The organism is Myroides sp. N17-2 (genome assembly GCF_002286775.1).
Classification (GTDB): Bacteria; Bacteroidota; Bacteroidia; order Flavobacteriales; family Flavobacteriaceae; genus Flavobacterium.
Genome location: NZ_NSGJ01000004.1, coordinates 38,241 through 61,766 on the forward strand (window position 1 = coordinate 38,241; position 23,526 = coordinate 61,766).

At 34.5% G+C, this 23,526-nt stretch carries 23 protein-coding genes; 11 read left to right on the plus strand and 12 right to left on the minus strand.

Going from position 1 to position 23,526, the window contains the following annotated elements; all coding sequences use genetic code 11:
• Window positions 1-142: 142 nt before the first annotated feature.
• Window positions 143-616: a Dps family protein gene (locus tag CF599_RS02510; RefSeq protein WP_121964467.1), complete on the plus strand. Its 474-nt coding sequence runs from the start codon at window positions 143-145 to the stop codon at window positions 614-616.
• 87 nt (window positions 617-703) lie between these two features.
• Entirely contained in the window at window positions 704-1,312 is a 609-nt protein-coding gene (locus CF599_RS02515) for a DUF1684 domain-containing protein (protein WP_121964468.1), read from the plus strand.
• Window positions 1,313-1,387: 75 nt separating this feature from the next.
• Here CF599_RS02515 and CF599_RS02520 read toward each other — a convergent pair whose 3' ends face one another.
• From CF599_RS02520 to CF599_RS02540, 5 genes are all read right to left on the minus strand, one after another.
• Window positions 1,388-3,508, minus strand: a complete 2,121-nt coding sequence (locus CF599_RS02520) for a prolyl oligopeptidase family protein (protein WP_371514451.1) — start codon at window positions 3,506-3,508, stop codon at window positions 1,388-1,390.
• A 118-nt stretch (window positions 3,509-3,626) separates the two neighbouring features.
• Window positions 3,627-4,160: a DUF4625 domain-containing protein gene (locus CF599_RS02525; RefSeq protein ID WP_121964469.1), complete on the minus strand. Its 534-nt coding sequence runs from the start codon at window positions 4,158-4,160 to the stop codon at window positions 3,627-3,629.
• Between the two features lie 108 nt (window positions 4,161-4,268).
• Entirely contained in the window at window positions 4,269-4,592 is a 324-nt protein-coding gene (locus tag CF599_RS02530) for a hypothetical protein (RefSeq protein ID WP_121964470.1), read from the minus strand.
• A gap of 1 nt (window position 4,593) precedes the next feature.
• A complete protein-coding gene (locus tag CF599_RS02535; protein WP_121964471.1) occupies window positions 4,594-6,960 on the minus strand; it encodes a TonB-dependent receptor domain-containing protein in 2,367 nt (788 codons plus the stop codon).
• A gap of 73 nt (window positions 6,961-7,033) precedes the next feature.
• Window positions 7,034-7,408: a hypothetical protein gene (locus CF599_RS02540; RefSeq protein ID WP_121964472.1), complete on the minus strand. Its 375-nt coding sequence runs from the start codon at window positions 7,406-7,408 to the stop codon at window positions 7,034-7,036.
• A gap of 208 nt (window positions 7,409-7,616) precedes the next feature.
• Between CF599_RS02540 and CF599_RS02545 the strand changes: the two genes are divergently transcribed.
• From CF599_RS02545 to CF599_RS02565, 5 genes are all read left to right on the plus strand, one after another.
• Window positions 7,617-8,543 carry a beta-1,6-N-acetylglucosaminyltransferase gene (locus CF599_RS02545; RefSeq protein ID WP_121964473.1) on the plus strand — a complete coding sequence of 309 codons (927 nt, stop codon included), beginning with the start codon at window positions 7,617-7,619 and terminating at the stop codon, window positions 8,541-8,543.
• 165 nt (window positions 8,544-8,708) lie between these two features.
• Window positions 8,709-9,899 (plus strand): aromatic amino acid transporter, encoded by a 1,191-nt coding sequence (locus tag CF599_RS02550; protein WP_121964474.1) that lies wholly within the window; start codon window positions 8,709-8,711, stop codon window positions 9,897-9,899.
• Between the two features lie 123 nt (window positions 9,900-10,022).
• Window positions 10,023-11,195: a BamA/TamA family outer membrane protein gene (locus CF599_RS02555; RefSeq protein WP_121964475.1), complete on the plus strand. Its 1,173-nt coding sequence runs from the start codon at window positions 10,023-10,025 to the stop codon at window positions 11,193-11,195.
• A gap of 8 nt (window positions 11,196-11,203) precedes the next feature.
• Window positions 11,204-12,928 (plus strand): phosphoethanolamine transferase, encoded by a 1,725-nt coding sequence (locus CF599_RS02560; protein WP_121964476.1) that lies wholly within the window; start codon window positions 11,204-11,206, stop codon window positions 12,926-12,928.
• A 33-nt stretch (window positions 12,929-12,961) separates the two neighbouring features.
• Window positions 12,962-13,927 carry a PCMD domain-containing protein gene (locus CF599_RS02565; RefSeq protein ID WP_121964477.1) on the plus strand — a complete coding sequence of 322 codons (966 nt, stop codon included), beginning with the start codon at window positions 12,962-12,964 and terminating at the stop codon, window positions 13,925-13,927.
• 81 nt (window positions 13,928-14,008) lie between these two features.
• Here the strand turns inward: CF599_RS02565 and CF599_RS02570 are convergent, their stop codons facing one another.
• Together CF599_RS02570 and CF599_RS02575 are read right to left on the minus strand one after the other, a co-directional pair.
• Window positions 14,009-14,623 (minus strand): FAD-dependent oxidoreductase, encoded by a 615-nt coding sequence (locus CF599_RS02570; RefSeq protein ID WP_121964478.1) that lies wholly within the window; start codon window positions 14,621-14,623, stop codon window positions 14,009-14,011.
• Between the two features lie 5 nt (window positions 14,624-14,628).
• The gene (locus CF599_RS02575) at window positions 14,629-14,823 is read right to left on the minus strand and encodes a hypothetical protein (RefSeq protein WP_121964479.1); all 195 of its coding nucleotides are present in this window, start codon (window positions 14,821-14,823) and stop codon (window positions 14,629-14,631) included.
• Window positions 14,824-15,205: 382 nt separating this feature from the next.
• Between CF599_RS02575 and CF599_RS02580 the strand changes: the two genes are divergently transcribed.
• Window positions 15,206-15,781, plus strand: a complete 576-nt coding sequence (locus tag CF599_RS02580; protein ID WP_121964480.1) for a DUF3109 family protein — start codon at window positions 15,206-15,208, stop codon at window positions 15,779-15,781.
• A gap of 4 nt (window positions 15,782-15,785) precedes the next feature.
• On the opposite strand, the gene CF599_RS02585 is transcribed toward CF599_RS02580, so the two are convergent.
• Window positions 15,786-16,223, minus strand: coding sequence for a retropepsin-like aspartic protease (locus CF599_RS02585; RefSeq protein ID WP_121964481.1), 438 nt, complete (start codon window positions 16,221-16,223; stop codon window positions 15,786-15,788).
• A gap of 80 nt (window positions 16,224-16,303) precedes the next feature.
• Here CF599_RS02585 and CF599_RS02590 point away from each other — a divergent pair, with 80 nt between their 5' ends.
• Genes CF599_RS02590 through CF599_RS02600 form a run of 3 tightly spaced genes read left to right on the plus strand, consistent with a single transcriptional unit; the run spans window position 16,304 to window position 19,273 of the window.
• Window positions 16,304-17,074 carry a TatD family hydrolase gene (locus CF599_RS02590; RefSeq protein ID WP_121964482.1) on the plus strand — a complete coding sequence of 257 codons (771 nt, stop codon included), beginning with the start codon at window positions 16,304-16,306 and terminating at the stop codon, window positions 17,072-17,074.
• A gap of 44 nt (window positions 17,075-17,118) precedes the next feature.
• The gene (locus tag CF599_RS02595) at window positions 17,119-18,255 is read left to right on the plus strand and encodes a 1-acyl-sn-glycerol-3-phosphate acyltransferase (RefSeq protein ID WP_121964483.1); all 1,137 of its coding nucleotides are present in this window, start codon (window positions 17,119-17,121) and stop codon (window positions 18,253-18,255) included.
• The gene (locus CF599_RS02600; protein ID WP_121964484.1) at window positions 18,245-19,273 is read left to right on the plus strand and encodes an asparaginase; all 1,029 of its coding nucleotides are present in this window, start codon (window positions 18,245-18,247) and stop codon (window positions 19,271-19,273) included. The genes CF599_RS02595 and CF599_RS02600 overlap by 11 nt, the downstream gene beginning before the upstream one ends.
• 114 nt (window positions 19,274-19,387) lie before the next feature.
• On the opposite strand, the gene CF599_RS02605 is transcribed toward CF599_RS02600, so the two are convergent.
• The 4 genes from CF599_RS02605 to CF599_RS02620 form a co-directional block, all read right to left on the minus strand.
• Window positions 19,388-20,203, minus strand: a complete 816-nt coding sequence (locus tag CF599_RS02605; RefSeq protein ID WP_121964485.1) for a toxin-antitoxin system YwqK family antitoxin — start codon at window positions 20,201-20,203, stop codon at window positions 19,388-19,390.
• 399 nt (window positions 20,204-20,602) lie between these two features.
• Window positions 20,603-20,890 carry a Dabb family protein gene (locus tag CF599_RS02610; protein ID WP_121964486.1) on the minus strand — a complete coding sequence of 96 codons (288 nt, stop codon included), beginning with the start codon at window positions 20,888-20,890 and terminating at the stop codon, window positions 20,603-20,605.
• Between the two features lie 63 nt (window positions 20,891-20,953).
• Entirely contained in the window at window positions 20,954-21,805 is an 852-nt protein-coding gene (locus tag CF599_RS02615; protein ID WP_121964487.1) for a prephenate dehydrogenase, read from the minus strand.
• Between the two features lie 185 nt (window positions 21,806-21,990).
• A complete protein-coding gene (locus tag CF599_RS02620) occupies window positions 21,991-23,409 on the minus strand; it encodes a rhodanese-like domain-containing protein (protein ID WP_121964488.1) in 1,419 nt (472 codons plus the stop codon).
• Window positions 23,410-23,526: the final 117 nt, after the last annotated feature.

The following is a 23,526-nucleotide window of genomic DNA, read 5'->3' on the forward strand; positions in this document are numbered from 1 at the left end:
CCTTTTTTTATTCTTTTTTTTGAAAAAATATTGTTTTAGATATAAAGCTTCTCAATAGCCTTATAAATATAATCAATTATTATCCAGCACTTTCACACTCTTTTTTTTTGTATATTTACATTATAACAAAAAAACAAAAACTATGAAAGCAAACATTGGGTTATCAGAAAAAGCACGTCAGTTTAATGCAGACGTATTAGCAAAATTATTAGCAGATGAATTTATTCTATATACTAAAACTAGAAATGCTCACTATAATGTAGAGGGGGTTGACTTCCACTCAAAACACTTATACTTTGAAGAATTGTATAATGAGTTGATCATTAATGTAGATGACATAGCTGAACGTATTAGAACACTAGGCCACTATGCACCTTCATCTCTAAAAGATTATCTAGCTTTAACTCATTTAACTGAAGAAAGAGCTACAAATAGCAATGACAGTAAATCTTGGATTAGTGAGCTATTAATTGATTACGAAACAATTATTATTTTTATCAGAGAGAATATCAATGCTATCGAGGAGTCAAATGACAAGAGTACAGCTGACTTCTTAATCGGACTGATGGAAGCACACGAGAAAACAGCATGGATGCTACGTGCTCACTTAAAATAATAAGACATTCACATAATAAAATGATAAAAGACTTGCCATTCTGATGGCAAGTCTTTTATTTTATACCTATTAAACAAATTATAAGACATGAAGAAACTTATCGCCATCGCATTCATTGCTTTTTTAGGTATAAGCTGTAATAATACACCGGCTAACGAGACAGACAAAGCTGTACTATTCCAAAAAAACCTTAATAAAGAATTTAGCGATACGAAAACTTCACCGCTTCCTAAAGATGCTATTAAGAAGTTTAAAGGTTTAGAATACTTCCCTATAAGTGACGATTTTGTTATACAAGGTAAATTAGAACGCACACCTGAGGAAAAGCCCTTTGAGATGCCTACTACAACTGCGAGAAGACCAACCTATGTGAAATACGGAGTAATAACTTTCTCCTTAAAAGAAAAAGAGTATAAAGTAGATGTATTTCAAGATTTGACCGTCAGAGAGAAAGAAGAGTATGTTAATCACTTGTTCTTACCCTTTACAGATTTTACTTCAGGAGTTACTTCTTATGGTGGTGGTAGATATTTAGATTTACAGATACCTGAAGGAGATAGTATCACGATTAACTTTAATCTAGCCTATAATCCATACTGTGTATATAATCCTAAGTTCTCATGTCCTATTCCACCAGAACAAAACTTTATAGATGCCGAGATAAACGCAGGTGTAAAAGATTATAAATACGAATAATACCCAAAACCGATAAATACAAAAAGGCGAATCAACTCATTGACTCGCCTTTTTTATTATCTAGAATAAACTAGCTTATTTTAATTTCTTAATTCCCATATTATATAATGTGAACGCCTGTAAGTCTACGTGCTCTTGGATTTGTTGAGCAATAGATTTACCTGCACCATGTCCAGCATTTGTTTCGATACGAATAAGCATAGGGTTCTTACCTGTATTTTTAGCTTGTAACTCAGCTGCAAATTTAAAACTGTGCGCTGGTACAACTCTATCATCATGATCCCCTGTAGTCACCATAGTAGCAGGATATGCTACAGCTTTTACATTGTGTAATGGAGAGTAACCTTTTAAGTATTCGAACATTTCTTTGCTATCTTCAGATGTACCATAATCATACGCCCATCCTGCACCTGCTGTGAAAGTGTGATAACGAAGCATATCTAATACTCCTACTGCTGGTAAAGCTACTTTCATAAGATCAGGACGTTGCGTCATCGTAGCACCTACTAATAAACCTCCATTAGATCCTCCTTTAACTGCTAAGAAATCAGATGAAGTATATTTGTTATCAATTAAGTACTGGCCTGCAGCAATAAAATCATCAAATACATTTTGTTTCTTCATTTGAGTACCAGCTACGTGCCACTCTTTACCATATTCACCACCACCTCTAAGGTTAGGTACAGCATATACTCCGCCATTCTCTAACCAAATAGCATTAGCAATGCTAAATGATGGAGTTAGACTAACATTAAATCCTCCGTAAGCATAAAGCATAGTAGGGTTCTTTCCGTCTAACTTAAGTCCTTTCTTATGTGTGATAATCATCGGTACTTTAGTTCCATCTTTAGAAGTATAGAATACTTGTTTAGACTCATATTTAGAAGAATCAAACTTCACTTTAGGTTGTTCATATACTTTAGAAGTTCCACTTGCTGGATCAAAAGCATAAATACTACCTGCTGTGATATAGTTAGTGAAAGAATAATAAATAGTAGTATCGTCTTTCTTACCACCAAAACCACTTACTGTTCCAATACCTGGCAATTCAACTACTCTTACTTTCTTACCTGTATAATCATACTGCTCTACATAAGCTACAGCATCTTTTAAGTAATTAGCAAAAATATAACCAGCACCTGTAGTCGGTGTTAATACATTCTTAGTCTCTGCGATGAAGTCAGCCCAGTTAGCCTGTGCTGCATTTTTAGCATCTACAGATACTACTCTTGTATTAGGAGCTTTATAGTCAGTCACGATATATAACTTACCGTCTTTACTATCTAACACACCATTACTGCTATCGAAGTTATTAACTAATGTCACGATAGGGCTATTCGCTACTGAAAGATCTTTTAAGTAAAGTTCATTTCCATAAGTAGAATTAGCAGCAGTAATCACTAGATACTTATTATCAGCAGTTACTGATCCACCTACATAACGTCTTTTTTGATCTTTACCAAAGATAAGAGCATCCTCTTTTTGAGCTGTTCCTAACTTGTGGTAATATAACTTATGTTGATCTGTCTTAGCAGATAACTCACTTCCAGTAGGTTTATCATAACTAGAATAATAGAAACCATCATTACCAAACCAAGAAACACCACTAAACTTAACATCTACTAATGTATCTCCTATTACTTTCTTCGTCTCAGCATCTAATACGATCACTTTTCTCCAGTCACTACCACCTTCAGAGATTGCATAAGCTACTTTAGAACCATCTTCAGAGAAATCAACACTACCTAATGAAGTAGTACCGTCTTTAGAGAATTGGTTAGGATCTAAAAATACTTCTTCTTTCCCTGCTGCATCCTTGCGATATAAAATAGATTGGTTTTGCAATCCGTCATTTTTAAAGAAGTAAGTATACTTACCTTCTTTAAAAGGAGCACCTATTTTCTCGTAGTTCCAAGCTTCTTCCATTTGCTTCTTTAGGTCCTCTCTAAAAGGTATCTGTCCTAAATAATCAAAAGTAACTTGGTTCTCAGCTTTTACCCAAGCTGCTGTTTCCTCAGATCTATCATCTTCTAACCATCTATATGGATCAGCTACTTCTACACCGAAGTAAGTATCTTTTACATCACCCTTCTTTGTTTCAGGGTATTTTAAATCTACCACTACTTCTTCAGTAGCTCCTTGTTTACAAGAAACAATGACTGTAGCAACTAGTAAAGTCATAAGTGTTTTTTTCATAAATGTTTAAGTTAGTTATTCTTACTTTAAATAATAAGATAGTAAATATATCTATTAAAAAATAAAGAGCAAGGAGGAATCCCCCTTACTCTCTATTAATTAACATTATTTCCTACTATTAATGCTTGTGTCCATGGTCATCATCCCCCTTACCTGGGTCTACGATGTTCACTGTACGGTATTCCATAGCTTGATTACCTGCTTTATCTAACACCTTAACGACAAAGTGATATTCACCTCTTTTCGCGTCTTTATCAATTACAATTTCATGGTGGTGAATATGTGCATTGCGCTGTCCATAAATATCATCCCAACTATTTTTATATTTGAATGATTTGCGATGAGCATTCTCTGGATCTTCTTCATGATCGTGATCATGGTCATGATCTGCATCTTTAACAGCAGCACTATGTGTATGCGAATGTCCTTCAGCAGAATGTATATCTATATCATAAGACCCTAAAGCTATATTATCTGATAAATCCATATCAAAATGAATACTCTCACCAGCCTCTAATTTAGCTCCTTCTACTGGTGCATTAAGTTTTATTACAGGTTTCTCTGTATCCATATCTCCATCACTTTTAAGGCATGATGTGAATAATACACTACTTAATAATGATATGCTCAGTATATATTTTAATTGTTTCATTTTCTTGAAATATTAAACTAGATTGTGCTGTACTAAAGACTATACACAATCTAGTGTTTTTAATAAATTGTCTTTGTTTCTTCCTCTTGCAAAATGAGTATTGGGGTACTAATTCGCTGGAGGTCCTCTTAACCAATAAAAGGGAAATAGACATTCTTTATAGCTGGCTACTACTTCGACTAATATTACATCATATAATCTCTCTACCCAGAACTCTACAGGACCGACTAGGTTCTCTATAGATGGAGAGAGTTTACAGAGATACTGCTCACAATAGTGAATAGTACTACTATCTACATACTCTAACGTATTAGATTTCTGCCCAAAATGATGATCAATGATGACATAGTGAAGAGTATTGTTCAGTAATGGCACCAAAAACAGGGCGCACCATAATGAACATACTATAGCACGTATGTTCTTATCTGTCATATTAGAATGGCACTTGAATCATCAATTGTATTGAACGACCTAATTCAGGGATACCTAATGGTCTGTAGAAGCTAGTGTGATTAAGTATCTTCGTATCGAACATATTAGTAACAGAAAGTGTTGTACGCGCTTTCACTTTACCTAACTGTATCGTAGATGATACCCCTGCACCGAAGCTCTGACTACTAGGTGTAATCTCTTCCCCTTGTGCGATACGCTCTTGTTTAGCATACCATTTACCATTAAAGTAAATCTCAGATTCTTTAAACAGATTAGTATCTCCAAAAGTATATCTCACCTCTCCGAACACATTCATCGGAGGTGTAAACGGCAGCGGGTAAGCCCCATTCTGTCCATTCGATACCTGCTGATTATAGATATATTCTAATACTGCTGATACATTTAAGCGTTCGAAGAAACACTTCTCTACTTTCCATTCAAAACCACTGATAATAGCCTCTGACTGTGTGTACTCATATATCTGCCCACTATCCGGTAGTATAGAGAACTTCCCTGTTGGCTTAAGATAGATATAGTTAGAGAAGTAATACATATACGGACTAAAAGTAGTGTTAAACGTCTCCGTCTTAAACTCTGCTCTAAAGTCTAATGCGATACCTTTCTCAGGGTCTAAATCAGGGTTACCTTTCTCGTGTCTAAAAGCTCCGTGGTGTACACCATTAGATGCTAACTCGATAGCAGTGGGGAATCTAAAGTTAGTACCCACGGTAGCTCCAAAATTGAACTTATCATTAAGCGCATACTTCGCTCCTATCATCCCATTTACACTAGTGAAGTCTCTATCTGTAGTCGTACTTCTCTGCGCATATTTATCAGCCATCTGATCAGCATAGCCTTGCTCCTTTAAGTAGTCATAAAGAAACTGATCGTAGAATGGCTTAACGTGTACACTTGCATAATCAAAACGAGCTCCTCCTTCTAAAGTAAGTTTCTCATTTACAAAATACTCATATAATCCAAATACTCCTGTACCTTGCTTATTATACTTTGGCAATAAGAAGCCATATCCATCAATGGTATTGTTTTGAAAGTTCTGTTGTACCCCTAAAGTCAACTTATGATTATTATCAAATAGATGTTCATACTTCACAGAAGCATCCACCGTATTTAATACGAATTGCAACTCTAGATCTGGGTTTGAAGTAGGAGGTGTCTGATCATCGAAGTGTGAGTGAAACAGACTGTGCTCTTGTCTTTTATTGTTTTGATACGCTACCATAAACGTCCACTTATCTTGCAGTGAACTATCCCAAGTAGTAGTATTTACTAATTTAAAGTGACTAACATTCTGACGTGGATATTCTATATTGCGGTGATCCCCATCGTCAGCTACAGCTGCTACATTAGGCAAACCATGTGATCCAGGGAAAAAACCACTCTTATCATACACATTGCTAATGCTAAGTATATTCTTAAAGTTATCATCCACATATCCTATCTGCCCATATAACGCAAAGTTCTTAGAGGCAGTATTCTTCATTCTATTCCCGTGAATAGGGATAATCGTATTTAGGTAGTCTATCTCGGATACAGGCACACGGTAATCTCCAGCGTCCTGTCCAGTAGCTTTAAATTTATAGAAGAACTTCTCTCCTCTACCTTTTACTTGTACTGAAGCACCATAAGAATCGTTTACCGTCTTGCCAAACATCGTAGCACTCCCATTAAACGAATGTACTTCAGGCACTTTCTCATTATTAATCTTAATCACACCACCGATAGCATCACTACCATACTCGATAGTACCAACTCCCTTAATCACCTCAACTTCCTCAGTACTAAACGCATCTATCTCAAGACCGTGGTCAGCACCCCATTGTTGTCCTTCTTGTTTTGCACCGTTCTCAGCCACCGCCACACGGTTAAATCCAAGTCCACGAATAATAGGTTTAGAAGCTCCTGCTCCTATCTCCATAGCATTCACACCAGGTACAGACGTCAATGTCTTGGCGAATGACCCTGAGAAATTCTCTACTAACTTTTTGTTTGTAACTACCTCAGTGTTAGCTACAGTTTTTAACCCGTGAGTAGATACTAGTACCTGATCTAGTAGTGTATTATCTGACTTTAAATGCAAGTCTAAATATATATCTGACTTCACATTAAGCAACGTATCCACAGATACATATCCTAGGTATTCAACTAATAAACGGTGTTGTCCTGCTGATACAGGTGTAGATATAAATTGTCCTTTCAGGTCAGTCCCAGACTGTAATCCTGCAAAAGAAATATTACTCCCTACTAACGCTTCTCCATAAACATCAGATACTTTAGCTTTCACAACATACTGCTGTGCATAAGTACCAATAGAAGCCATTAGTGAAAGTACAAGAATAGAAATTCTCATATAATCGCTAAATTTTAATTGTACATAAATAATCTATCTCAATGCATATAATGCAAGAGACTTCATCGATAGTTTATGCCAATGAAGGCGGTGCCCTAAGCGAAAAGAATATTTGAGATAGAGGGACAACTGATAGTGATACAACGTCATGTACAGCTTTAGCCATATCAAAAGACATAACATCAAATGATAATATATCTGTAGTAATAGCAGGGTTAAGTATTGTATCACATACAAAACACTTGTCTAGTTGACTATGTGCTTCCGTAAAAGTAACTTGGCTTGTATGATCTCCTCTTTTTTCTGTGAAGTGAGCATGTGTACTGTGTTCTTTCTCATATTCGAAAGAAGCAGAGATATGCTCATAACTATGCACAAACTGAAAAACAACGGTAAACATAATGGCTACCACCAATAGTATTCTCGCTATGTTTTTCTTTGCTTGCATATTGCAAATATAGACAAGAATTAAAGAGATTAACAAAAGGTAGCGAATAATTTAATAATTAGTTCACATTACAGCATTTCCAATAACCGTAACAAAAACCTCACTAACAACTAATCACTACCTTATTTTTTGTTCATTATTATACTTTTTAGAATTATACAACCATAAGAATAATTATATTTGTTAAATCTAAAACAATCATAAATAAATGAGAATATTTTACTTAGTTCAGGCACATACTAATCCTCAACAGTTAAATCGTATGATAAACATAATGAATGAAAAACAGACTGTTTTTTTAATTCATATAGATGCCAAAAGCAATATTGAACTATTTAAAAAGTGTTGCCAGTACCCTAATGTTCATTTCATTGACAATCGCATTAATTGTATTTGGGGAGATTTTTCTCAAGTTCAAGCAACCTTAAATCTTATTTATGAATTAGAACATTTTGATGTTCAACCTGAAGACCGAATCGAGCTAAAGAGTGGTCAAGATTATCCTTTAAAGAAGAGTATTGAAGTTTCTGAATTTTACAAAGAAAACGTATCAGTAGAATTTATTGAAATATTATTAGCGCAAGAATCATTTCCAAGACCTTACTTAAATTTTAAAGGTTACAAAATAAATAGAAGTGACAAACGTGGAGATTATGTCATTTTTAAAAAACATAATTTTACAGGTATTTACAAATCATTACTAAAAGGATGTTTTAAGTTTAAGTACTTAAAGTATTTTTTTAATGAGAAGAAATTAAATAATTCTATAGAGTTTTACAAAGGGTCTAATTGGTGGTCATTAAGTTATAAAACGCTAAAAAAGATCATTGATTATTATCATCAAGATTATAATAATTTGCACCCGTTTTTTAAACATTCATTTTGTGTTGATGAATATTTCTTTCAAACATTACTTATGAAGATAATGGAACAGGATTCTTCAATTAAAATCAAACCGACAATTACTTATGTTGATTGGTTTAGAAAGGGAGTGCCTCTACCTGTTACTTTTACTTTAGAAGACTCTGATTTACTTCTAGAAATGTCAAAACAAGATTTTCTAAATGCTCGAAAATTTGATGCAGAGAACCATTCTGACATACTAGATTGGATTGACAAGAACATACTAGATTAGTTAAATAATCACAGCATATGTTGACAGGACAATTAAGGGGGCAAATAAATTCGATTATCACAAACATTAAAAGCCAAGGCGGAAGTATTTAAACATTCCACCCCTAAACACACCATTAATAATCAAGTTGGTTTTCGTTACCTTTGTTTTTCTAAAAACAGAAAAATGAATAGCAGACTATTAGGAAGTATATTAATTATCGCGGGTTCTTCTATAGGAGGAGGAATGCTAGCTATGCCTATTACCTCAGCAGGTGTAGGTTTCTTAGGAGCAACTCTTTTGTTATTTGTTATTTGGTTTGCGATGTGTTATACGGCGTTACTAATGGTTCGTATTTATGACTTTAATAGTTCTAAAGATGGGTTTGACACATTGACTAAAAAATATGCTGGATTACTAGTTAATAGGATAGCTGGACTAAGTCTTATGTTTCTAATCTATGGGCTAACTGCTGCTTATATGTCTGGAGGAGGAACTATTCTTAAAACCAATATTGACCTCTTATTTAATACTAATGTAGATGATCGATTAGCTGTATTAGTATTCTCTTTGGTTTTTAGTACAGTGGTTATTATTGGAACTAAATGGGTTGATTGGTTCACACGCATCTTGTTTGGTGCTAAGGTAGTCTTCTTAGTTTTATTAGTAATCTTAATGACCCCGTTAATCAAATGGGCTAATCTACTTCATATGCCCTTATCACTAGGAATAGTGATTATGTCCATCCCTGCTATATTTACCTCATTTGGTTTTCATGGTAGTATCCCAAGTATAGTAGATTATCTAGATGGAAATAAAAAGATGCTTAAGAAAGCATTTATACTAGGTAGTTTATTACCACTAGCTATTTATTTAGTTTGGCAAATAGTTATATTGGGTAGTTTAGACCAGACTGTATTTATGCAAATCTTAAATGAACACTCTGAAGTAAAAGGATTGCTATTAAGCATTAGAGAACTATCACATTCTACATCTATAGAAACCCTGTTTAGTTTCTTTGCTGCTACAGCATTAGGAACATCATTTTTAGGTGTGAGTATAGGTTTATTTGATTACTATAGAGACTTATTTAAAGACAAGAAAAAAAGCATTATAAAACCTTTGGCCACTGTCTGCACATTTGTACCGCCATTAATGTTCGCTTTGTTCTATCCAGAGGGATTCATTCTAGCATTAGGATATGCTGCTATAGCAGGTGTAATCTTAGCACTTGTTATTCCTGTTATACTATATCTGAAAGCAATGAAATTTCACAATATCAAGATATCTTCACTTCAATATATTGTTATAAGTTTTATATTAATACTTTCTTTACTAATAGTTTACGCACAACTTCTAGTTGTTAGCAATAGTTAAAGCTTAAATAAAGTTTAAACTTTCTAAAACTTAGTTAATAAACGCTTAATGTCATTTTTATTTAGGAATTTTCAAGATTCTAGAACCTGTAAATTGCGTAAATTTGCCCCCTTATAACAATATATGACTTACAAATACTTACTAACAACAATAAGCGTTATCTCACTAATGACGAGCACCATAACACTTGCACAAGAACGTACAAGTGATATTCCTAATGAAGAGCTCCGGGATAGTACCGCTACGAATAAAAAATTCTTTGATCGTGTTATCTCTTACTTTGAAGAAGCTAAAAAAGACAAATCACAAAGCAAGTTTGACTTATCTTTTATAGGAGGACCTAGTTACTCCGTTGATACTAAACTAGGACTAGGTATCGTAGCATCAGGGCTATATCGATTAGATAAAGAAGATTTAAGTTTACCCCCATCTGATGTAGCTATTTATACTAACTTTACTACTAGTGGCTTTTTTGCTATTGGAGTAGAGAATACCACTATATTTCCCAATGATGATTATAGGTTTCACTATGACATGGCATTTAAGTATATGCCTAGCAAATACTTCGGTATTGGCTATGATGCAGGTGATTTAGGTGAGTATACTAAATATGATGAATACCATTTAGGCTTAAAATTTGATATACTTAGAAAAATATTACCTAACACCTATGTAGGATTAGTATTCTCTGCTCAGAATATACAAAGTAGAAACTTTCAAGATATTAATGTAAGACCAGATACTGATTCTAAGAATACGGCTATTGGAGGGGGATTTATTGCTCAGTATGATACTAGAGATTTTATTCCCAACCCGAGCAAAGGAATCTTTATTTTATATGAGCAGACTTTCTTTCCTAAATCACTGGGAAGTAATAAGCACTTTGGCAACATTAAGTTTACTACTCGTGCTTATAAAGAAGTATGGAAAGATGGTCTTATTGCATTTGATCTTAATGGTGAGTTCAATAATGGAGATGTTCCGTGGACAATGCTTTCTAAAATAGGAGGAGCTAGACAAATGAGAGGATACTTCATGGGACAATATAGAGATAGAAAACAGATTAATACTCAAGTAGAGCTAAGACAAAAGATCTATAATCGCCACGGTGTAGCTGTATGGGGTGGAGCAGGTAATGTGTTTAAGAATATGAAAGAATTTGATTGGACACATACACTTCCTACTTATGGTATCGGTTATAGATGGGAATTTAAAAACAGAGTGAACGTACGCCTTGACTACGGATTCGGTAAGGGACAAAGTGGATTCTACTTTAATATATATGAATCGTTTTAATTAGAACTATGGCAGACAATATCCAAACTAAGGGATTATTCGGCAGAATAATTAATAATCCTATAGCATTATTTTGGTTCTATATTCTAGTGAATATGGCACCTAGCTTTTATTTTGCCTTTACACAGCCAGTAGATCTACTTGGGCGAATAGTAATAATACTCTTCCCATTAGGGCTATTTATGACTATTTTTTCTGCCTTTAAAAACTCAGGGGCTTGGTTACTTCTATGCTTTCCTCTGATGTTCTTACACGCCTTTCAGATTGTATTATTCTACCTGTTCGGAGAAGATATTATTGCCGCAGATATGTTCTTAAATGTTGCAACAACCAATACATCTGAAATCAATGAATTACTTGGTAGTTTACTGCCATCGATTGCACTAGTATGCTTTCTATACATACCTCCTATCGTGTTAGCTATACGTCAATGGAAAAAGAAAAACTACTTAGATTGGAGCTTTAGAAGATTGACTGTTTTACCTGCTGTACTGCTATTAATAGCATCATTAGTACTGTCTTTTTACAGTACTAATAAAAACACAAATACCTTTGCTTTTAATCAAGATGTTTATCCTGTAAATGCCTTGCATAACTTAGGTTTTGCTGTTAATAAATGGGATAAAATACAGCGCTATCCGCAGACCTCTAAGGACTTCTCTTTTAAAGCTTATAGAGATAGCATCCCTAGTAAGGAAAGACAAATCTACGTACTTGTCATCGGAGAGACAAGTAGAGCTGATAATTGGTCTTTATATGGTTATGATAGAGAGACTAATCCAAATCTAAAGCAACAAGAAAACCTTGTTGTTTTTAAAGATGCTCTGACTCAATCTAATACAACTCATAAGAGTGTATCGATGATACTATCTGATGCAGAAGCTGAGAATTACAACTCTATCTATCGCAAAAAAGGAATTATAGAGGCCTTTAAGGAAGCCGGATTTAAAACCATCTGTCTTTCTAATCAAGCAGAGAACTCTTCATTCATCGAATTCTTTACTAAAGAAGCTGATATCTACAAGACAATACGATCTACAGACAGTAAAACACTTATGACTGAAAATCACTATGATGAAGAGCTTGTAACATTAATGCAACAAGAAATAACTAATAATACGGGTGATTTATTCATTCTACTACATAGTTATGGTTCGCATTTCAATTATATGGAGCGTTATCCAGAGAAGTTTAGACAGTTTACTCCAGACAATGTGGGCGGAGTAAGAAAATCAGAAAAACAACAACTGATTAATGCCTATGACAATACTATTCTATATACAGATTACTTCTTATCACAGACGATTAAAGCATTAGAGCAGACTAATGCTGATGTAGCTATGTTATATACCTCTGATCACGGTGAAGACTTGTTTGACGACGATAGAAATAGATTCTTACACTCGTCTCCTAGCCCTACATATTATCAGCTTAGAGTACCATTCATAATGTGGTTTTCGAATCAATATATAGCTAGTAATGAGAAGAGAATGAAAGCTGTTTACGCAAATAAAGACAAGCCTATCTCTACGAATGCAGTATTTCATACTATGATTAACGCAGCACATATTCGCACGGCTTATCTAGAAAAAGACCTATCTTTAGTCAATAGAGTATTTAATGTAGAAGCACGTATGTATCTTAATGATCATGATATAGCTGTGCCGTATACAAAGATGAACTTGAAAAAAGAAGACTTCGAAATGCTCAAAAAGAACAACATTAAAGACTAACAAAACAACATTAAAGACTAACAAAACAACAATATGACAACAAAATCAAAACTTAACATACTTGCTATGCTAATGTTCGCCTTGCCTTTCGCAGCAGTAGCCCAAAGTGAGAAAATAGAATCCATTCGCTTAGGTAATATGGACCATTGGATGGTACGTGAGATTAAAGAATCTTTTGTAATTGGTGGTAAAACACAATATTTATACGAGATAACAGAAACAAAGGATACACTAAAAGACAATACTCCTTATAAGAATAAAAAGTCACCATGGGCTACCTCGTCTGTATTAGCAACAGTAAGTGGCATCACGAAAGGTAGTGTAACTGTATTTCCTGAAAAAAGAGACAACGGATATGCTGCTCGTCTAGAAACACGTATTGAAAAAGTAAAAGTATTAGGTGTTATCAACATCAATGTACTTGCTAGTGGTACTATCTTTTTAGGAGAGATGTTAGAGCCTATTACAGATACTAAGAATCCTCAAAGTAAATTAGTAACAGGTATCGCCTTTACTAAAAAGCCTAAAGCACTACAGTTTGATTACAAAGTTACTACTGGAGGTCAATCTAAGAAAGTAAATGGAATGGGAAGTGGTACTGATGCTAATAGAACGGATAAAGCAGAAGTGCAAATCTTACTTCAAAAAAGATGGGAAGATAAAGATGGTAATATACACGCTAAACGCATAGGTACAGGTTGGGAGCTTATGGACAAATCTATTAAGACTTGGCAAAATAAACACCGCCTTACAGTAAACTATGGTGATATATCTAAACAAAGTTATTATGCTTCATATATGGCGCTAAGAAGTGGAAGTAACGCTTACTATACAAGAAACAGCAAAGGTAAGATGGTTCCTATCCAAGAAGAAGGATGGGGAACAGCAGATGATGAAGTAACACATTTAATTGTCCAATTCTCGTCTAGTAATGGAGGAGCATATATCGGTAATACTGATAGCCGTCTATGGGTAGATAACGTAGGATTAGTATACTAATAATAACTACTATAAACAAAATAATAAGGGTGCTTAAGTTAAAACTTAAGCACCCTTATTATTTTGATAAAATGAAGCTAACTACTTCACTCGTATACTATCGTGACTATGTGTCTCTACACCATCATTCCATAACGTAAGAATATCTGTAGCAACTGCGGCTCCACTACCTGCAGCTATAGCTAACTGACTTCTGTGTCCTGCTAATGTTCCCACAACATAGATTCCGTCTACTACTAGATGGTCATTATTCTTAAGTTGTATTCTATTTTTACTAGCTAATGATTTTTTATGAGGCTCTACATACTCTAGTAACCCCTCTATATCAAAGGTTGGACTAGAATTAACAGCCACTACAATTAGTTTAGTATAGCATATATCTTTATTTGTGCGTACTTCATACACCTCATTTACTCTACGGACAGAGGTTACTTTCTCTCCAAAGATCTGAATCAAGTGCTTATAGTAGTTCAAATCCTCAATAGACTGAGATAATAGATCACTTCCTAAAGTTCCTTGTTTAACACCATAAGCATTATAGAAGATTGCATCTTGTAACATAGAAGTTTTCTGATGCATAATTATCCCCACTTTCTTATCAGCTACAAAAGGCTTTTTTACAGCACTACCAAGCACTTGCGCACACGATACCCCTGATACTCCACCTCCGATAATAAGAACATCAAATATTTCCATCTGATTTATTTTGTCTTATCGTTTATCATTTTTGACGTACGGTAGATCAATATAATACATACAGCACAAAGCACTGCTACAATACCAATTAATGCTATAAGACTATCCCCTTGAAAAAGATTATTAAAGTCTAGCTTAGTGGCGTTTAACACTACTAATGCTACAGCAAATACAATAATTACGTAACTAAAGATTTTCATTTCTAATGATAAAGAATTTGATTTTACCTCCCGAAAGTACAAAAAAACCACCACTAGGACAATCCTTTAACATACATACTAATTATTTTAACAGCGACAGTCTTAATCATTAAATAGCCCTTTTAAACAATTATTATAAAGAACACAGTCTTTTTAATGCAACTCTAATCATATAAATAGACAAACATCCTTATTTAGAACAAAAACATTAACACTATAAACAAATCTATAATTAACAATTATAGCCGTTAAGCAAACAACTAACTAGCTTCAAGTGTTTTATATTGAAACTAAATAGACGCTCTAAAAGGTTAAACTAAAAGCAAAAGAAATTATTTGATTAAAGATTCGTAATTTTGCACTCAATTATTATAATATTCAGATGTTTCAAATAGGAAAAACAATAGTATCAGAGGATGTTCTTGAGAAAGAATTCGTGTGTAACCTTTCAGCTTGTAAAGGAGAATGCTGCATTGATGGAGATGCGGGTGCTCCTGTGGAAGACGGTGAAGTAGAAATACTTAGATCTGTATACGATAAGGTAAAACCATTCTTACGCCCAGAAGGTATTGCTGCTATCGAAGAACAAGGTACTTCTGTATATGGTGATGATGAAGAATACGAGACACCACTTATAGAAGGGGGAGAATGTGCTTATGTTATTTATGAAAACGAAATGGCACTATGTGGTATTGAGAAAGCATATAATGAAGGATTAATTGATTGGAAAAAACCAATCTCTTGTCACTTATACCCTATCCGAATTAAACAATTCTCTTCATTCGAAGCAGTAAACTATCATAAATGGCACATCTGCAGTGATGCATGTACGTTAGGTCAAGAGCTAAGTGTCCCTGTATATAAATTCCTTAAAGCCCCATTAATCCGCAAGTACGGAGAAGATTGGTATAAAGAACTTGAATTGGTAGCAGGAGAGTGGAGTAAATCTAAGCGATAATTATTTATTGTAGATAAAGGATTTGCTCTTTATAATCTATAATGGCATTTCCATTAAGTAACACATCAGAGCCTATAATACCGTGTACAGTCTTGACCTTATATTCTACTAAGGCTACATTGACATGAGTAAGATCTAGTATCACTAAGTTAAATGACTTGTTATACCAGCGACTCATCTGTAATTCGTTGTGATAGGCTACTTGAGTGTGCATCCCATTCGCCCCTGCACCTGATGCTTTAGTAGGTGAATGCTCTGGGACAATCTTAAAATGGTCAACAAAGCTAAAGTCAATACAGCTATTAGATGCTCCAGTATCAATAATGAAATCTCCAAACACTCCATTTATCTTTGCACTGACAAAAAGGTGATTTGTTTTAGAAACTTTGAACCTTATTTTCTTATATCTTCCCTTTTTTAATACTTCTTCCTTGTTTTCCATCAATCAAATGTAGTTTAAATTCTTTTTAAAAGGTACTTTTGCACCAATAATCTAGCAATTTAGAAAAACACACTATTCAAATGATTTTTACTGATACACATACACACTTATATTCTGATGCTTTTGCAGACGATCGTAAAGAAACAATAAATCGGGCAATATCTAGTGGGGTTACACGTTTTTTTATACCAGCTATTGATTCGACTTATGCAAAAGCAATGTTCGAATTAGAGCAGGAATTTCCAGACAATATATTTCTAATGATGGGCCTACATCCTACAGATGTAAAACCGGAGAACTATAAGCAAGAGCTTGCATTTATAGAAGCAGAACTTGCGCGCAGAAAGTACTATGCCGTAGGAGAAATAGGAATAGACCTATACTGGGATAAAAGTACATTGGCAATACAACAAGAAGCTTTTCAGTATCAAATACAATTAGCTAAAAAATATAAACTTCCCATTAACATCCACTGTAGAGATGCATTTGATGAAGTATTCGAAGTTCTTGAAAGAGAAAAAGGAGATGACTTAAGAGGTGTTTTTCACTGCTTTACAGGTACTGAAGAACAAGCTTTAAAAGCGATTTCATATAACCTAATGCTAGGTATTGGAGGAGTTGCTACTTTTAAAAATGGCAAAATAGACCAATTTTTAAACAAAATAGCATTAGAGCATATCGTATTAGAGACTGATTCTCCGTACCTTGCACCTGTTCCTTTTAGAGGTAAAAGAAACGAAAGTACATATATAGTGAATATTGCAGAAAAATTAGCCGATATTTACGGACTTCCTTTGGAAGAAATAGCAAGACAAACTACAGCCAATTCAATAGCTGTATTTGGAATATAACATAAGAAACAACATTAACTTGTTCATAATAACACATTACACTAATGTCTAAGTTTGATTCTATACGCCACTACCACGATCACGAGGTAAACGAAGTCTTACACCAGATTTCAAAACACCCTATGATAAAAGCGTTAATGGCTTATACTTTTCCTAACAAAACAGAAGAAGAATGGATGACTTCTCTAAAGGAAGTTAACTCAATTCAGCAATTTCAAGATGACTTTGCTTACTATTCTATTCAAAAAATATTAGAGAGAAGCTCAAATGGCCTAACCACTTCTGGATTTGACAAATTAGATAAAGACACAGCTTATCTATATGTATCTAACCATCGAGATATCCTAATGGATACTTCTCTTCTGAACGTTGCTCTTAAAGATAATAAATTAGTTATGACAGCCTCTGCTATAGGGGATAACCTAGTACAAAAATCTTTTTTACTAGCACTAGCTAAAGTAAATAGAAACTTCTTAGTTAAACGTGGATTACCACCTAGAGAACTATTAGAAAGTTCTAAACTAATGTCTGAATATATACAACATCTTTTATTTGAGGAGAACAGATCTGTGTGGATAGCACAGAGAGAAGGCCGTACTAAAGATGGAAATGATGCAACTCACCAAGGAGTTCTTAAGATGATCGGAATGGCTTCTGATGAGCCTAATCTTATGGATTACTTTAAGAAAGTGAAGATCGTACCTGTATCTATCTCTTATGAGTATGATCCTACTGATGCCCTTAAAATGCCTCAATTATTAGCAAAAGCTAATGACGAAGTGTATATAAAAGATAAAAACGAAGACTTTATCAATCTATACAGTGGTATTATTGGTCAAAAAAGAGGAATACACATCACGGTAGGTAAAATACTTGATACTGAACTTGATTACATCAAGGAAACAGTAGATAAAACAAACAAGCAAATGCAGGCTGTAGCTACGGAGATAGACAAATCTATCATTGCTAACTACCACTTATGGCCTACGAATTATATTGCGTATGATATAGTGTATGGCACAAATAAATTCGCAGATAAATACACAGAAAAGGAGAGGCAATTATTCGAAAGACGCCTTGAACTACGTGTAGATAAAGAGAATAAGATAGTAGTAGATGGTTTCCTAGCTATGTACGCTAACCCTGTTGTCAACAAATTAAAACAAAACGATGAACAATAAACCTACTATTCTTTTAATCTATACTGGTGGTACCATCGGTATGGTTAAAGACTTCAAAACGGGTGCTTTGCGCGCTTTTAACTTTGATCAATTAGTAGAACGCATACCCGAATTACATATGCTAGACTGCTCGATAGAGACATACTCTTTCGAGACTCCTATAGACTCTTCTGATATGAGACCGGAGTTATGGGGACAGATGGCGACAGTGATAGAGGAGAATTATGATAAGTTTGATGGGTTCGTGATATTACACGGTTCGGATACGATGTCTTATTCTGCTTCAGCATTAAGCTTTATGCTTCAAAACTTGCGTAAGCCTGTTATCTTAACAGGTTCACAGTTACCTATCGGTGACTTGCGTACAGATGCAAAGGAGAATCTAATCACTGCTATTCAAGTAGCAGCTGTACAAGAAAACAATATACCTGTAATACAAGAGGTATGTCTATACTTTGAGTACAAACTATATAGAGGTAATCGTACTTCTAAAGTAAGTGCTGAGTTATTTAATGCGTTTACCTCTCCTAACATCGCTCATTTAGCAGAGTCAGGAGTGAACTTGCGTATAAACAAACATTTGCTAAACTATAGCAAAACACAATTGCCTTTCACTGTACACAAAGAGATGTCTACTAATGTGATGATCTTAAAGATGTTCCCTGGTATTCAGAAGAATGTACTAGAAGCTATCCTTAATATTAAGGACCTAGAGGGTATCGTACTTGAAACTTATGGAGCAGGGAATGCACCGACAGAGCCTTGGTTCCTTAATACACTAGCTGATGCTATTAAGAATGGACTAAAAGTAATTAACGTTACTCAATGCTCTAGTGGAAGTGTACATATGGGTAAATATGAAACAAGTACAGAACTTAAGGAAATAGGTATGATCTCAGGTAAAGATATTACTACAGAAGCTGCTATTACTAAACTAATGTTTATGCTTAAGCAAAAAGACATTACAGACTTTAAAACTACCTTCGAAACTCCTATCTGTGGAGAAATGGAAGACTAAAAATAACAAAAGCTCTTAGAGGATATCTAAGAGCTTTTTGCATTTTATGACCGTGTATCTATACCTACTTTACCAAATATATTCAATTCATACCATACACATAATATATACTCTTTAATTCACTACAGCACCGTTCTTAAACGTCTCTTCTTTTCTCACTTCACCTCTAGAAGTCCATTGAGTCCACTTGCCATCTTTTTGACCGTTTACATACTTCCCTTTTACTTTTGGTTTCTTAGAGTCAGCCCATTCTTCAGTATAGTCCCCATCTTTATTTCCTTTGTCATTATAACTACAGGTGATAAAGTAATCTCCATTATTAGACGAGATTAGAGAGCGTTCCTTACCAATCTGCTTTCCATTGACGAAAGTCTTCTCATACTTCATCTTTCCTTCATTTGTAAAAGCTTTAGATACACCATCTTCTTTGCCTTGTTTAAAGTTGCGTTCCTGTTCTACTTGACCACTTGTATAGTAGGTTACGCGTTTAGTCATACTATCGTCTGCATAGACTTCCATCTCGCGCTTGTTCCCATTACTGCTAAAGTAGATCCACTCACCATGTTTCTTTCCCATCTTAGTATTACCTTCATATTCAGGTTTACCTGTCGCCACAAAGTAAGCCTGTTGCTTACCATCCATATAACCATTCTTAAAGTTTAAAGCCTCTTTAAGCTTGCTCTTATCATAGTACTCCCACTTTCCATTTAAGAATCCATCTTTAAGCTCTACATCGATATACTGATCTGTCACCCCATTAATAATGCGTTTCTTCCCATTGAGCGGATTACTAGATTTTAGTTCCTTAATATAACGCTGTCCATCCCCAAGATTGACAATTTCGATATCAGTAAAATCAATCTTAGTCTGTGCTGTAATAGTTAATACAGGCAATATCATACACAATAATGACAATGCAATTTTCTTCATAATTACAGCTTTTAATTAATACTTAGAGAGATTATCTCGTTCTAATTAACATAAAAATAAGCATAAATTATTAATTATCAAGAACTAAAAAAGATACAATAATCGAATCGACAGAATCCCTACACTTAATTTGATTTTAACCCAGATTCCGCACTCGCCCTATACTACGAATAAATTCTACTTTACATCTCTTTCATTTCTTCTAAAACCATACTATAGTATGCTTTTTTCATAAATTCAGAGCTGTTTTGTATAATTTACTCTCGTTAATAGGTCTATCGCGTATTCTGGGTTTAATAATAAAACAAAGGATACAAAAAAAAAGCAGCTTGCTTACTACTACAAACTGCTTTTAAACTAAAATTGATAACTAAAAACTATCTTATCGTATTCATCAGATTAATAATCGATCGCTACGCGCTCTGTTACTACTGATTTAATAAAATCAACTACTTTTAAATGTTCTGGGTGCTTAGCATAGGCATCTAACTGATCGAAATCTTTAAATGTTGTATGTAAGATTACCTCAAAGTTTTTAGGATCTGCTTGAGCATCGTTAAACGATACAGAGATAGACTCTAATGCCTCTACTTTTCCTTTAAGACCTTCTAAAAGTCTTTTCATCTCTAATTTGTTGGCTTCTTTATTTTCATCTTTCAGCCTCCACATTACTATATGTGTTATCATAACTTATATATGTTTTAAACAAACAATGTAGTCAAAACATTGTTCAGTCTTACATTTCTGTTCTTATTTTTTCAACTTGTCTTTTATGCGATTTGCCTCCGTAATAAAACCTGCAAGATTCTTTGTATCTCCCTGCTCCAAATACGTTTTAAATTCTGTCAACTTATCTAAATAGGTATCTAAAATAGGTAAAATATGCTCTGCATTCTGTTCAAAAATTGGCAACCACATATCTACCGAGCTCTTCGCTAGCCTCACTGTAGAAGCAAATCCCCCAGCTGCCAAGTTAAAGATAGCTGTGTCATCTTTCTCTTTATCTAATACGGCTACCGCTAAAGCATATGATATGGCATGTGATAAATGTGATACGTAGCCTACATGTTCATCATGTGAATTAGAATCCATTAATATCATACGTGTCTCTAAATGATAATACAACTCAGATATTGCATTTAATGCTTTAGGATTAGATTTTTCAGGATTACATATAATGGCTACCCTGTCTTTAAATAAACCTTTAAAAGCTGCCTCAGGGCCACTAAACTCAGTACCTGCCATCGGATGCGTTGCCACAAACTGATCTCTACGAGGATGACCATCTACTTCTTTATCCAAAAGTGACTTAGTAGATCCTACATCCATCACATACTGCCCCTCTCTTACTCTATCTAATACATACGACACTAGCTTTACACTTGCGTTCACAGGAGTCGCTATAATTATTATATCTGATCTTTCTATTAATACATCTAAGTCCGTTATCTCATCTGCGATACGCAGCTCTAATGCCTTCTGTGCATTGCGCTCAGACAAATCTGATACCAATACTTTAGTAGCGAAGCCTTTCTCTTTCAAATCTAATACAATAGATCCCCCGATAAGACCGACACCTACTAATCCTACTATTTTTGCCATATTACCTCTATTGTGTTTAACAAAGCTATTAATACCTACTCTGTTTTCACACAAGTAACCCTTCTTTTTTTAAAAAACTTTTCAATTCTAGTTTCGTGAGTGCATTTTAGAGAAATACACGAACTCCTGTTTTACAACAGTATAACTAACCAAAAAACTAAATAAAGAAACTAGAACCGAAAAAGTTATAACATAGATGTAGGACAAACGAAATCAGTATGGTCTAATGAACTCTCTTTACTGATAGCATTATATCCTCCTATTACATCTACTAGATTAGTAAATCCATATTTATAAAATATAGATGCAGCCATCATACTTCTATACCCTCCAGCACAGTAGATGATGTATTTAGCTTCTTTAGACAATGTATTTATTTTATCTTCTAATACATTAAGTGGCAAACTTTTCGAATCCTCTAGATGTTCTGATTTAAACTCGTTGATCTTGCGTACATCTAATAATATCCCTTTACCTTCAGAATACAACTTATCCATCTCAGCAGGTGTAATACGTTTGATAGTTTGTACTTCTTCTCCTGAAGATTTCCAAGCCTCAAAACCTCCATTTAAATACCCAATAGTATTATCATATCCCACTCTAGATAGGCGAATCATACTCTCTTCCTCTTTGCCTTCCTCTGTGATTAGCACAATAGGAGCTTTAATATCCTTAATCAACTCTCCTACCCATACAGCAAACTGTCCATTTAATCCTATATTTAAACTTCCAGGAACAAATCCCTCTGAGAATAGTTGAGGATTACGTGTGTCTAAAACAATCACATCTTCTCTTTTCGCTAACTCTTTTACTTCACTTACAGACAAAGGTTTATTACCGCGCTCTAAAATAGTATCTAAGTGCTCATATCCTGTAATGTTCATCAATACATTCTTAGGAAAATACTGAGGAGGAGTCGCTAGCCCTGTCAATAACTCAATTACAAACTCATCTTCTGTCATATCAGCACGCAATGCATAGTTTGTCTTCTTTTGGTTACCTAAAGTATCCATTGTTTCCTTACTCATATTCTTCCCACAAGCTGAACCTGCACCATGATTAGGATAAACAATCACATCGTCAGGTAACACCATTACCTTAGAACGAAGCGATTGGTATAAACGTCTAGCTAGAATCTCTTCCGTTACAGCCGAATTAACTAACTGTACTAAATCAGGACGTCCTACATCACCGATAAATAGAGTATCTCCACTAATTATAGCGTGTTCTTTACCATTCTCATCTATAATCAGATAGGTACTACTCTCCATAGTGTGCCCGGGAGTATGTAATACTTTAATCTGAATATCACCCAACTTAAAAATCTGATTATCCTCTGCTATAACAGCATCATATCCAGGTGTAGCTGTAGGTCCAAAGACAATCTTCGCTCCTGTCTTTTGCATTAAATCAAGATGACCACTCACAAAGTCAGCATGGAAGTGTGTCTCAAAAACATACTTTACTACAGCATGGTCACTTTTAGCTCTTTCTAGATAAGGATCTACATCTCTCAGCGGATCAAATATTGCTACCTCACCATTACTCTCTACATAATAAGCCGCATGTGCTATACATCCTGTATATATCTGTTCTATTTTCATACTACTAATACTTTTTTTTCAAGGTTAAAAGTACTAACCATCAACAAGTTAAAACATGACAATTATCATAATTAGAAAGAATATAGATAAGTGAAAAATATTAGACAGTCTCACTAC